Annotated in this window: 9 protein-coding genes; 4 read left to right on the plus strand and 5 right to left on the minus strand. The window is 67.6% G+C overall.

All coding sequences use genetic code 11. The features are described from left to right. Window positions 1-25 precede the first annotated feature (25 nt). The 5 genes from ACSUZC_RS24170 to ACSUZC_RS24190 are packed head-to-tail and all read right to left on the minus strand — an operon-like array spanning window position 26 to window position 7,056. Window positions 26-814 carry a hypothetical protein gene (locus ACSUZC_RS24170; RefSeq protein WP_439033292.1) on the minus strand — a complete coding sequence of 263 codons (789 nt, stop codon included), beginning with the start codon at window positions 812-814 and terminating at the stop codon, window positions 26-28. Continuing rightward, entirely contained in the window at window positions 807-3,020 is a 2,214-nt protein-coding gene (locus tag ACSUZC_RS24175) for a hypothetical protein (protein ID WP_439033293.1), read from the minus strand. Before ACSUZC_RS24175 ends, ACSUZC_RS24170 begins: the two co-directional genes overlap by 8 nt. Next, window positions 3,020-6,289, minus strand: coding sequence for an ATP-binding protein (locus ACSUZC_RS24180; RefSeq protein WP_439033294.1), 3,270 nt, complete (start codon window positions 6,287-6,289; stop codon window positions 3,020-3,022). The genes ACSUZC_RS24175 and ACSUZC_RS24180 overlap by 1 nt, the downstream gene beginning before the upstream one ends. After that, on the minus strand, window positions 6,286-6,693 hold the full coding sequence (locus ACSUZC_RS24185; RefSeq protein WP_439033295.1) for a hypothetical protein: 408 nt from the start codon (window positions 6,691-6,693) through the stop codon (window positions 6,286-6,288). Before ACSUZC_RS24185 ends, ACSUZC_RS24180 begins: the two co-directional genes overlap by 4 nt. 15 nt (window positions 6,694-6,708) lie before the next feature. Further along, window positions 6,709-7,056 carry a hypothetical protein gene (locus ACSUZC_RS24190; protein ID WP_439033296.1) on the minus strand — a complete coding sequence of 116 codons (348 nt, stop codon included), beginning with the start codon at window positions 7,054-7,056 and terminating at the stop codon, window positions 6,709-6,711. A 768-nt stretch (window positions 7,057-7,824) separates the two neighbouring features. On the opposite strand from ACSUZC_RS24190, the gene ACSUZC_RS24195 reads away from it, so the two are divergent. Genes ACSUZC_RS24195 through ACSUZC_RS24210 form a run of 4 tightly spaced genes read left to right on the plus strand, consistent with a single transcriptional unit; the run spans window position 7,825 to window position 12,742 of the window. Next, window positions 7,825-9,561 (plus strand): FtsK/SpoIIIE domain-containing protein, encoded by a 1,737-nt coding sequence (locus tag ACSUZC_RS24195; RefSeq protein ID WP_439033297.1) that lies wholly within the window; start codon window positions 7,825-7,827, stop codon window positions 9,559-9,561. Between the two features lie 54 nt (window positions 9,562-9,615). Next, a complete protein-coding gene (locus tag ACSUZC_RS24200; protein ID WP_439033298.1) occupies window positions 9,616-10,002 on the plus strand; it encodes a hypothetical protein in 387 nt (128 codons plus the stop codon). A 46-nt stretch (window positions 10,003-10,048) separates the two neighbouring features. Further along, window positions 10,049-11,353 (plus strand): hypothetical protein, encoded by a 1,305-nt coding sequence (locus ACSUZC_RS24205; RefSeq protein ID WP_439033299.1) that lies wholly within the window; start codon window positions 10,049-10,051, stop codon window positions 11,351-11,353. Between the two features lie 45 nt (window positions 11,354-11,398). After that, window positions 11,399-12,742 (plus strand): hypothetical protein, encoded by a 1,344-nt coding sequence (locus ACSUZC_RS24210; RefSeq protein WP_439033300.1) that lies wholly within the window; start codon window positions 11,399-11,401, stop codon window positions 12,740-12,742. The last annotated feature ends 67 nt before the right edge of the window (window positions 12,743-12,809 follow it).

A 12,809-nucleotide genomic window follows, 5' to 3' on the forward strand; every position in this document is an offset into this window, starting at 1 on the left:
GCTCCTTTGCTCAACGGAGTGGGGTTCAGCGGCGCCCAGGCAATGGGCCTTCGAGCTGTGGGATGGGGATGGGCCCGGTTTGTGGGGTGGGATCAGCCGGGCGGGCCGGCGTTGTGGACGTGGGCGTCGGCGGCGGTGTGGCCGGTGTCGAGGGCGACGGTTCGGCCGAGGAGGTGGTGGTGGGCGCCTCGGTGGTCTCGGGGACGGCGTCCTCAGTGGTGGTCGAGGTGTACTCAGGAAGGTCGAGTTGGGGCAGTGGGGTGGTGACTTGCCAACCGGCGGCGGTGGATTCGAGGTTGACGGTGAGCTGGCCGGCACTGGTGGGCACGATGACCAGTTCGCCGCGGGAGTTGCTCGAGGTGGGTCCGGAGATCGCGATCGGGACGACGGGTCGTGCGGCGACGACCTCCCCGGCCACCGCACCCGGTGCCGCGAACGCCGACAGCGCGGTGATCCATTCGCCGGTGGTGGCGTCGAGGTCGGTGTAGGCGATGGCGTACTTCATCGCGACGATCTGCGGGCTCTTGCGTGCCTGGGTGTCGTCGGTGACGGCGAGCGCATCGTCGCGGGTCACTTCATCGCCGGCTTTGAGGACTTGCCGGGTGGCGGTGGTGCTCGTGGCCGCCCCGTCGGCTGCGGTCGCGCTGCTGAGAGCGCCGGGCGCGGGGTCGGGCATGAGCTGGCCGATGAGGATGCATACCCCGATGAGGCTGGCGGCGAGGCCGATCAGGCGTTTGGGGGAGTAGAGCACCCAGCGTCGGATCGGGGTCAGGATCGCGTGCGAGCCGCTGTGGGTGCGGCGGCTGCTACCCATCGAGGTGTCCTCGATCGGTCAGCGTCGAGTTGTCCCAGACGTGCGGGCGAGGGGCCGAGGCCTCCCGTGCGGGGCGGTTGATGGAGATGGTGGGCAGCAGCCGTGCCGGTGGCGTTGCCGACGAGGTGGCGCCCGATGGGGCCGGACTGCCGGCCGGGAGTTGTAGCTGGTCCTGGGAGGGTCGGTAGAGGCGCATTGGGGCGATGGGGGAGTCGTCGCCGCCGTCCCACACATCCGGTGCCCGCACGGGTGCTGGTGTGTGGGTGTCGATTCGGTCGCGGTGGGGGACTGCGGTGTTGGTGAACCCGCCGGCATGTTCGTCGGCCGACATCCCCCCTGATCCGCCGAGGTGGGAGGAGAGCACTTCGCCGTCGACGATGACCGGGTCGTCGATACGCGGTCCACTACGGCCGGTCTTGTTCCAGACCGAGTCGGGGTTGTTGACCGAGTTGATGTAGCCCTGGTTGGTCTCGCCCTGGGACAGCCGCATCCGGTCGAATTGGCCTTCGGGGCGCCACGTCGACGGCGCCGACGGCTGGTAGCCGCCCATGACCTTGAAACCTTGTTTCACGTTGCCGACTTCGTCGCCGATCGCGTTGCCGAGGCCTTCGGCGGCGCCCTGGATCGGGCCGCCGGCCCACTGAGCGCCCTTCCATAGCTTGCTGCCGGCGCCGCGGCCGCGGCGCAACGTCTTCTGGGTGATGGAGGTGGCGTCGCTGCGCGCAACGGTCGAGATCCGTTTGAATGGCCGCATGATCGACCAGGCGATGACGGTCATGATCAGCAGGAACCACAACCGCCATGCGCCGTCGATACCTGGGGTGACTCCGGAATACAGGCGCACCAGCGCGACCAGGTAGATACCGAGGATGCCGGCGGCGGCGATCGCCCACAGCCAGGCGCCCATGATGATGCGGAACGCCCGCTCGAGCAGCCCACCCGACATCGCTACCCATGGCACCCAGATCGGGGCGAACAGGATCGCAAACCGGATCACCAGCAGGCCCAGGATCTTCAACAGCGATCCGCCGGCCCACACCAACGACGGCATACCGGTCTTGACCATCGCCATGAACCCAGTGCTGGTGCGCCCGGACTCTTTGCCCTGAAACTGCCGATACGCGCCAGTGTCTCTCTCGCCCAGTGTCGTAGCGATCTTGCCGAAGTCTTCTGCCTTCTTGTTCGCCTTCTCGTTCGCTTTCTCCCCATCGATGGAGTTGGTGCCCGTTTTCAACACCTCGCGCTGCTCGTCGTAGCTGAACGCCAACGACTCGCGTAACGCCTTATCGATGGCCTGCCCCTCGGTGGAGGAAGGGTCGTGGTTGGGGCCGAACCAGCCTTTGTAGTAGTCGGGGAGTAGGACGTTTTCGATCATCACGTTGCGGGGGTCATCAGCGGTGATGCCGCCGCCGACCTGCAAGATCGTCGACTGGGTGTCGGTGATCAGGGACGCGAAAGTGTCATCGGCGATTCCGATGGCTTTCTGGGGCGCGCCGATCATGAGCCCGCCGAGCAGCATCGTCGCCCCGCACAGCATGACGACCTTCATCACCGCTGCGGTGTTCTGTTGCAGGGCACGGTATCCGGCGACACAGGCGGCGATCAGCAATGCCAGCCCCACCCACGGGCTGAACACCCGGTCCTTGAGGGTGGTGGCCACGGCGGTGACGATGTTGTCGAAGTTCTTCCACATCGGAGTGATCCCGCGGGCCTGGGCCTCGGCGGGGGTGGCGGCCTGGTCATCGAGCCAGAACGCCATCGCCATCAGGTGCTTACCGATCGAGAGGAATCCGTTGCCGAGCTTGGTGTCGGCCACGGCATCGGGAGCGCGGGTGGGATCAGGGCCGCATCCGAGGTCGTAGGTGTGCCAGCTCAGCCCAGCCCACCCGTACACCTCGTAGGGATGCTGCGGGTCGCCGTTGCCAGAGTTATTGCGCGACTTGGATTGTTCGTCGAACCACGCCTCATTGGGTTCGCGCGGCATCTGCGGCCGCGGGGACTCTTTGCACTCATAGCCCGACTTCAACGCGTCGAGTGGATTCGGGATCGCGTTCGCCGAGGCCTGAGGGCCGAACACCGTCATCGCCAGAATCCCGACCACCAGCACCAACCGCACCCACCGCGACATCCGTTGCGCCACGGGTACTCGGCAGCCCACGCGTGACGTGCTGGTGGTGGGGCGTGGCCGGATCTGGCGGCGCGGCATCAGGCAACTCCACGCGCGGTGGTGGGCCGTGCGGTGCGCGAGGCGGTGGGGTCCGAGCGCAGGATGTCGAAGACGTGGGCGAGGTGGGTGAAGTTGGACCAGTCGGCGGTAATCAGCTCGATATCGTCACCCATCTTCACCACGAACTGGCGTGGCCGGTCGCCCTGGCGGCGGGCGGCGCGCACATCCTCGTCGTGGGTTTGATCCTCACTGCCACCGATCCCGCGCAGCACCGCTTCATAACCTTGCCCGACAGGCAGACCGAGGAGTTTGAGGGCGCCGGCGATCGCGGTCTCGCTGGAGCCGACGTCGCCGACGAACACCTCGTAGGCCAGGGCGGATTGATCGTCGCCGCCGTCGGTGAGGCCGAGGAAGTCATCGGCGAGCTGGGAACCGACGAGCGCGCGGACGTTGAACTTGCGGGTGTCGCGGTTGATGCGCTGGTTGAGGGTGGCCCCGGCGCCGGTCTCTTTGAGGTACTTGTTCTCATCGAGGAACAGCACTTTGCGCACCCAGCGCGGCATGTCGTAGATCATCCGGTTGGCCAGCCACGCCGCCAGGTGCATCAACGGTCCGGCCATGCGCTGCTCGGGTGACCACTGCTCCTCGGGGATGCGATCCGAGGGCAGCTGCAAACCCGGCATCGTCAGGATGGTCAGACGGTCGCTGCCGTGGGCCTGGGGAACGCGACCGGTCGACCCAGACGGCGGAAACAGCACTCGGGCCGACGGCAACTGACGCATCGCCTCGAGCTCGTCGAAGATCGCGCGGGCGGCCTCCCGAAATTCCTCACTCGTCGATCCACTGAGGTCCTGGGCGTAGCACCCGATCATCTCCAAGGGTTCGAGCGCGGAGTGATCGATCCTGCCGCCGACCTCGGTCGCAGCACGCTGCAACACCTGGTTGGTGGTGCGCAGTCCCCGGGTTTGGGGGGTGAGCATCATCCGGAACACGGTGACGACAGTGGAAATCCGTTCGGATTCGGCGGCGTGACGGTCGGCTGCGAGGCGGTTACGCGCGGCGGCCACCCGGGAGTCCCAGTCGGGTTCGGTGCCGAAGTTCTCGTCGTTGTCGGGGTTGTAGTCCCAGTCCTCGGGGTCAGGGTCGCGGATGACGTGATACGGGTTGAGCGCACCCGGCTGTGAACGCGCGCCGGTGAGTTCGTACACGCGGGTGAACGGTGTGAGCTCCGGAATGAGCTTGAGCCGCGACAGCGGCCCGGAGGGGTCGAGGATGACGCCGTGCGCCCCGGCCCGAACCATCTGGTAGACGCAGATCGCGGCCATGAACGTCTTACCCGAGCCGAGACCGCCGACAATCGGAGTCAGACCGGACTTCTGGATCAGGGGATCTTCCATCGCGGCGAACGAGTTCCAGGCGACCGGCCGTGCCGCGATCGATGCGGTGCGGCCGAGGATGATGCCGGTACGGTCACCGACCCGGTCACCCACGGCGGCCATCCCGGAGGCGGCGGTGCGGACCGGCATGCGGCGCTGGTGAGCGGTGTTGGCTTGCGGCTCGCACGGCAGAAACTCGCGCAGCAGCTGCACCTGGCCGTGCTCAACGTGCAGCTCGATCGTCGGTTCGTACACTTCCCGCAAACGGGCGACCTTGTTGCGCACCTCTTCCGGGGAGGAACCCACGACAGCGATGCGCCACCAGCCGTGCACCCGGGTGACGAACCCGGTGTGATCGTGATCGGCCTCTTCGATGACCTGCTTGCTCATCTGGTACTGCTCCCGCAGCGCCTGCGGGGGGTCTTCGTCGTGTTCGACGGTGTAGTGATCGAACTGGGCTTTGATCTTGTCGGCCTGGCGCTGCATGACCTTTCGGGCCTCACCGGCATCGAGCAACCGCACCCGCTCGGACCATTCCAGGGTGGCGTCGACTCCATCGCCGAGAACTTGCCAGGGCAGCATGCGTTCAGGGATGGGCAGCGCACCCATGCGGCCGACGGTGACCACGATGACAAACCCGGTGTGGCGCCGGCCGTTGACCGTTCCGCTCACCTGCACGTAGTCGTCACCGGGCACGATCGCGAGATCGGCCAGATCAGCGAGCGCGGCGACATCGTTGACCGACCAATCCCCTGCGGTGCCGGCCGACCGGCTCGGCGGCGCTTCCAGCGGCAATCCCAGACTCGCCGAGCGGCGCAGCAGATAGTCGAGCTGCCCGGGCTGGGCCGGGCGTGCACCGAACCCGCTGGCGGCCATGACGCGTTCGATCTCGGCGAGGTATTCGCGACGGGACTGCAACTCGGTGTCGGCGACGCTGTCAGCGAAACGCCGAAGCCAGGCGAACGCCCCAAAACCGTGCCGCTGGCCGGTCGCGGCGGCGGCGCGTTCGACCATCCGTGACGTCGTCGGTCGGGTGGGTAGGTAGATCCCCCAGAACCGCAGTTTGACCGTCGGGTGCTCATACAGCAGGGCGGTCTGTTGCCCGGCGAGGTACTCATCCCACGAGAGGGCGCCGGCGACATCGGGCAGCGGCGAGGACAGCTCCTGGGCCCCGGGCTCGCCGGCATCGGAGTGCGGGTCGCGGCCGTAGGCCCAGTTGTTGTGCTGACGCGCCCACTGCTGCACCGGCCAGGTGGTGCGTACGGTCCGGCGGTGCAGCTGCTCGACGCCGAGGTCCGCCAGTCGTGCCATCACCCGCGCTTCGGTGTCGATCATCTGGCGCTGGCGGGCGTTCTCACGCATCGTCCACGCCCCCGGGGGCTGGACGAACCACGCGATCGCCTCGGTCTTGGAGAACGTGACGTGGCCCAGCGTGCCGGTCATCTTCGGCTTCAACGCTCGCCGACCGGGCGCCACCTGGTAGTCGCTAGCGTCGGCGACATCGGCCTGACGGCGCTTACGCACTGCGCCCGAGGACTTCTCCGTCGCCTTGCTCGACCCGCCCCGTCGACCCCACCGGCGTCGGCGAGGCGACGCCGCATCGGCCTCGTTGTCGGGGACCTCGTCGTACATCTCGAGGTCGTCACCGGCGTACACATCCTCGGCGCCATCATGGCCGGCGGTCGTCCACTCCCCGACGACGGTCAACGATTCCTCGACCGGTTCGTCTACCGAATGCCGCGGCGACGCTGACGCGTTCGGCGACTGCATGGCAGCAGCCTGCTCTTGTTCGCGTTCCTGGGCGCGTTTGCGCTTCTCTGCATCGCGCCACGACGGCGGAAGCGTGACCGCCAGCTCGCGAGGCGGCAGACCACTCGGTGGCGCCGGCCGTCGGCGGGCGGGGTCGAAGAGATCGGCGAAATCGTCACTCACGCGGCATCACTCCACAAGTCGGCAGGTGCGTTGGGGTCGTTGGTGCCGAAATGGCGCATCCGATGGGCAGGTAGTGGCGCCACCGGCACTGCCATTCCGGTCTTGGGTGGGCGCGGTGCGACGAGGTCGTTGAAGGCGGCGGTCAGTACCGAGCGCACGGTCACATCGCCGGTGATGAAGCGCATCAGCCGGGCGGTGATGAAGATCGTGATTCCGAACAGGATCAGCGTCGAACTCGACGACCAGGGGATCGACAGCAGGCCGCGCAGGAAAACAGTGGTGGTCACGAACACCAGAGCGCCGACACCGTAGGCGGTGTAGCGAATCTTGACCGGAGCGGTTTTCCCCGGCGGGCCAAGGTAGATGCGATCGACCCGGTGCAGCAGATCATCGGTGTGATACATCGCGCAGCGCCGTCCTCAGAGCCCGAACATGCTCAGCGCCCACGACATCACCGTCTGCTGGGTCGCGGCGCTGCCGGCGATACCGACGATCATCAGGACCACCACGGTCAACACCGCTACGGTGAGTACTTTCGAGGCGTTTGACCGCATAGCGCCCACACCAGCGACGCACGCAATCGCCAGAATGATCACCGCGAACACGTTCTCTTTGATCCACGACGTCAGCGTCTGCGTGCCGACCTCGCCCTCGGCCGCCAGGAGTAGCGAATCGGTGCTGTGAACCGCTAGGCCTGCACCACCACCGGAAGGTGCGTGCGCAGAAGCGAGGAAAACCATTGCATCGGGAAGCGTTTCGATCATCACGGTCCAATCGTTCGGGGGTGCGCTGCGGCGGTGGGACTTTCCGGCCCGGCCGGGGAATGGGTCCGGAAGCAGCCTCTCGTTGCGAACGCTAACCCGGATTTTGGGTTTTGCAACGAGCGGTTTTGGGGTGCTCGATGAGGGGTCGAGGGAGAGTGAGTCGCGACGAGGTTTTCAAAAGCGTTGAGCACCAACCCCTTCGGGGATCAGGCCCGCCCCCCGTAGGGGGGCGGGCCTGTTCTGGGGGAAATCGCCGCCGCTCGATGGCCTCCGGAGGCACGCCCTCACGCGCCAAAACACGCGGGCGGATGAGGCTTCAAGCGCGCCAGGTTTCGGCGGTTGTGCGAGCGCACCGAGTGCTCGTTGCAAAACCTGAAAGCCAAGCTACTTTTCACATCAGTTCGACCGATCTGATGAGGAGTGGGTGTGACCGATCCGGTGTCGCGTGAGATAGAAGCGACTGTGCGCGACATGTTCTCGGCTGGACCCTCGTCGTCGAAGGCTCCGAACAACGCTGGAACCGATAGCCAAAACGGCGTCGACAACGCACGCTTCATCCCGATTTCAGTGGTCCCGGCGGTTGTGTTCGGGCTGCTCCGCTACACCGCTGGAATCAGCGCTCCAATCCCCGTACTGGCGAGCGTTCTCGCCCACCCGGTGGTGGCGTGGGTGATCGCCCATCAGCCGTTGGTGATCGCTGCGCTGATTGCGATAGCGATTATCGATGGGTTGCGGTTCAACGCGTTTCGTCATCGCCGCGCGGTGCACCGCATGGTTTGGCAGGCCACTCGTCAGCAGCCGGTGTGGGTGCGGGTGCCGTGGTGGGTACGCCCCGGACGGTTGGTGTCGGCGCGGATTAAGCTCGTCGCGGGCTCGGTGATCGACGACGCCCCGATGGGCAGGCTCACCGCGGCGGTCAAACACCGCTACGAGAATCATCGGTGGGAGTACACCGTCACCCATCGCGGGGATCGGTTGTTCATCACGCGTACGCCGGTGGTGCCCGATACCCGGTCGCAGCGGCAGCGCACGTTGCAGGCGGCGTTGGACGCGAACTCGATCCTGCCCGATGCTGCGGTCGCGGTCCTGGGCCATGACGAGGCCGGGCATGAGAGTGGGTATCGGATCGCGTTCACTCCGAACCTCAAGACGGGCAACGAGTCCTACCAGAACACAGTCGCTGACGCGTTGGTGACCCTGGCCGGTGTCCACGAGTCCGGGCACCTGTGGGATGTGACGTGGCGGGTCGACCGCGGCTATGTCGACCTCGGACTCAAAGCGCCGCTGCCCACCCGGGTGGACCATCCCCTCGACATCGCCGATGATGAGCGGCTGCACGTGCCGTACGCGACCGGTGAGGCTGGCCAGCTGGCGGTGTGGAACATCTCCACCTCGTCCTCGGCCCCGCACATGCTCGTCATCGGCCCGACCGGTGGCGGTAAGACCACCCTGATCCTGTCGGTCATCACCGAACTCGTCCGCCGCAACGTGCCCGTCATCGGGGTCGATCCGAAGAAGATCGAACTCGACGGCATCCATGACCATCCCGGCGTCGCCGCGGTCATCATCAACCCGGTCCGGGCGGCGATGCTGGTGCGGGCGTTGTGCACCGAGATGCACGCACGCATGGACTACGTGCGCATCAACAAAATGGAAGCCAAAGAGCTACCGATGCTCGTGGTGGTCCTCGACGAGTTCTTCATCCTGTCCGCAGCCTGGCAGCGGATGCTCAAGTCCGGCGACGAAGAAACCAAGGACCTCCTCAAGAGCCTCGACCCGCTGGGCGCGATCGCCGAACTGGGAGCGCTGTCGCGGTCCTCTGGTATCCGCATGCTCGTCGGGGTGCAGCGTCCCGACGCCCAGATCTTCGGCGCCAACTCGGGTTCGGTGCGCGACAACTTTAAGACCCGCGCCTCGTTGGCCTCGCTGTCCCAAGACGGCGCGATGATGCTGTGGGGCGACGCGCAGGTCGGCCGCAACGTCGACGCCTCGGTCCCCGGTCGCGCGACCGCCACCAAACTCGACGGCAACCCGATGGATGCGCAGGTGTGGTGGACACCCAACCTCGACCGCCACCCCAACAAATGGAACCGCATGAGCGCGAAGGACCAGGCGCTCATCACCAGCCTCACCCCCGACGAAGGTCCCTCGGTCACCTGCTACTCAAGCGAACTCGCCGAGCTGCTGCGTGACGAGCAACAGATGTCGATGCAGAAAGAGTTTGCACCGGAACCGATGCTGATCGGCGGTCGCTCGCTGGACACCACGCCCGACGATCTGCCCGATGCGCTACCGGCCAACCAGCTCACCGAGGGCACGGCAATCCTCGTCGACATCGACGGCCAGCTCACCGAGGCCACCGTGCTGACCGTCACCACCACCGACACCGGCGCCACCGAAATTCGCGCCCAGATCGCCGGCACCCGCCAAGTGGTGACCGAACGCTACCGCCCACACGAGCCGGCGTTCCTCGCCGCCGCCGACACCACCGCCACCGTCCCCGCATAGCTGCCGAGCTACCCACCGCTTTCCGTCCAACCAACCCTAGAGAAAGGCACGTGAATGTCTGAACGTCTGAACCTCACCATCAACCCCACCGAGCAGGAGTGGGAGGCCATGGAGACCCCGTTCCGTCGCCAGGGCGCCAAAGACCCGCTGATCTCCGAGCTACGCGAGGTGCTCTACGCGGGTCCGGCGTGGATCGGCAAAGCCCGCGACGGCGGTGGGATCGCCGCCGACCGCCTCCAGGAGATCATCGACGCCGCCGAGACCAAGGCCGCCACCCTCACGCACCTGCCGGAAGGGGAGCACCGCAACAAGGCCCACGCCGCGGCGACCGAGGCCGCCGACGCCGCCAAAAAGCTCCTCGCGGAGTTGAACTTCGGCCCCGGCGAGCGCGGTGCTCACCAGGCCGGCGAGCACCACCAGCACAACGGCGTCACCGTCTGACCGGCGCCGGCACAGACAACGACCACGGAAAGGAGGCACGTAGGCGATGGCCACCCCCACGATCGATGTCGTCATCCACGACGATCTGAGCGCCGATGTGCTTACGCCGCAAGGCCGCGTGGTGAGGAAGCTGACCGTCACCACTGACGGCGATCTCGGAGCAGCGGTCGGTGATTACGTCGCCGAGCAAGCGCGTCTGTTCGAGACACCGGTGCTGGTGCGTACCAGCCGCGGCGACGGCGCCGCCGGCAGTCTTCTGCTCGTCGATGGCGACCGGCAAGCCACCGAGATGGTCCTCACCGATGACGGCACCGTCGTGCCCGCCACCGAGCTACGGGAGGACGGCTTCCTGACCGAGACCACCGAACCGGTCGTCGACGACGTCGAAACGCTCCTCGAGGATGTGGTGGTTGACGAGGCCTCCCACAACGACGCCATCCACGACGAGGTCACCCAGACCGCTGACTTCACCGTCAACGACCCCGCACCCACTGAGCCCATCCCCACCCAGCCCATTGCCCCCGAACCAATCGCACCGCCGCCGGCCCCTCAGGCATCGCCGCGCCCCCGGCCCGCCACCACACCGACCGGACCGGTACAGGTGCCCACCGGCGGCGCCGCAGAAGTTCCCGGCGGCGGGCACGGGTTCGACGCGCCGCAGGCCCGTCCCGAACCCACACAAGCCCCCCGCCCACCCCGCCCCAAGCCCGCCGGGAAACGCAGTGCGGGTCCGCACGTGCCTCGCCCACCGCGATCCGCTCCCGCCCCGGCCGAGCACGACGCGGGACGGGCCGGTCGGCTGGGTCAGGTGTGGGCCAACCACCGCCGACCGATCCTGGTGATCGCCGGCGCGGTGCTGGCCCTCGCCGTGGCCGCAGGGCTACTGGCCGGTGGCCTGTTCTCCAGCGGCGACTCCACCGCCCCGACCGATCCGGTCGAGGCAATGGCCACCCCCGACCCCACCTCCGACGCCGTCGAATGCCCCACCCGCACCGAGGGCGCCACCACCACCGGCCGCGACCCCGGTAATCAGACCTCAGGCGCCAACGTCATCAAGGCCTTCGACTACGCCTACTACACCTGGCGCTCGGGCACCGCCGCGCGGGCGATGGTGTCCTCGGACGGCAAAGTCGCCCCCGCCATCCAGATCCAGTCCGCGATCGACGTCCTCGACCAGGACCTGCGCTACTGCCTGTCCATCACCGACCGCGGCCGCGGCGTCTACGGCGTCGAACTCACCGAAATCCCGCCCATCGGGGAGCCCCGGGTGATCAACCAGAAGATCACCACCACCGAAATCGGCGGCAAATTCTGGATCGCCGCCATCGAAAAAGACACCCCCAAACCCTGAAACCGTCCCTCAGACACACCATTCCCGCGAAAGGAAACCCCACCGATGATGAACACCCTGACCGAGGACCGCGCCGCGACGCGCGCCCACGCAGCACCACCGCCGCGTGCCGCGCGGCGGGCACTGCGCACCACGATCGCCTCCACCGCAGTCGCCGCGTCGCTGGCCGGCGCCGTGCTCTCGGCCGCGCCCGCGCTGGCCGATCCCGAACAGGGCGGCGTGATCCCGGAATCCACGCCCGACCAGGGTGGGGTCACCCCCGAAGCGCCGCCGGTCACACCGCCCCCGGTGTCGCCGCCGCCGCAAGCCCCGCCCACCTACAACCCAGGCCCGGGTGTGATCCCCGCACCCCCGCAGGAAGCGCCGTACCAGCCCTACGTCGAACCGCAGGTCTACAACGAGCCCACCTACGACCAGGCCTACAACCCGGCCCCGCCGCGGGCCTACACCCTGCCACGCCCGGTCGCACCGGTCCGCCCGATCGCCCCACCGCCCAAGACGCTGCGCGTGGGCAACATCGTTGTCGAGGAAGACCAACTCAAGCGCGACGCACCGTGGCTGACCAACGCCCAGCGCAACTCGATCAACGCCTGGGCGGCCTACGGCGAAGCCAAGATCGCCCAAGGATTGATCTCGGTCGGCGTCCCGGAGGATGAGGCGTCCCGCCAGGCCGCGGCCACCATCATCGGCGTCGCGCTCGGCGGCACCGCCGGTGCAGCAGCCGCGGGCATCCCCGCCGCGGTCGTCGGCGGTCTCGGTGGCGCCGCGATCGGCGCCGGCATCGGTTTCGCTGTCGGCTCTGTCCCCGTACCGGGTCCGCAGACCGGAGTCAGTACCGCCGCGGGCGCGGGTATCGGCGCTGCGGCCGGTGCTGCGCTGCTGGGCATCCCCGCAGCGATCGCCGGTGGTGTGGTCGGAGGTGTCGCCGGCGGCGTGATCGCACACGCCCTGGGCGCTGGTGACCCCGGTGCACGCCCGGACCGCCCTCGACTCCCGGGGGAGCCCGAACCGGTCCGCCCTCAGCCGCGCAAGCCGCAGCAGCAGGTTGTGATCGACAACCCCGGCGCCAACCAGTACGAGGTGCATCTGCCCGCCGACCAGGCGGCCAAAGCCGGTCTGCCGGCCGTGCATTACCAGGTCAACATGCGCGGAGATGTCAACGCGCAGGTCAACGTTGGTGGCCGCAACCTGGAAGCGAACTGGAGCGGCGAGCAGGCCCGCGCCCCGTATGCCGCGCTCGGTGCGGCGAAGGACCAGGCCGAGAAGACGATCAACCAGTGGACCCGCCAGGCCAGTGACCAGCTCAAGCAGGTCGTGCCCGGCATCGACGTCGCCTGGCCCCAGGAAAAGAAGCCGGCCAACCCCGGTCCCAGACACGCCCGCCAGTAATCGAGGGGTGCGGGCGCACCACGGATGCCGGGGAACCCGAGCCGCCACCTGCGGCTCGGGCCTCGGC

It is taken from the genome of Gordonia terrae (assembly GCF_051789125.1).
Taxonomy (GTDB): Bacteria; Actinomycetota; Actinomycetes; order Mycobacteriales; family Mycobacteriaceae; genus Gordonia; species Gordonia terrae_A.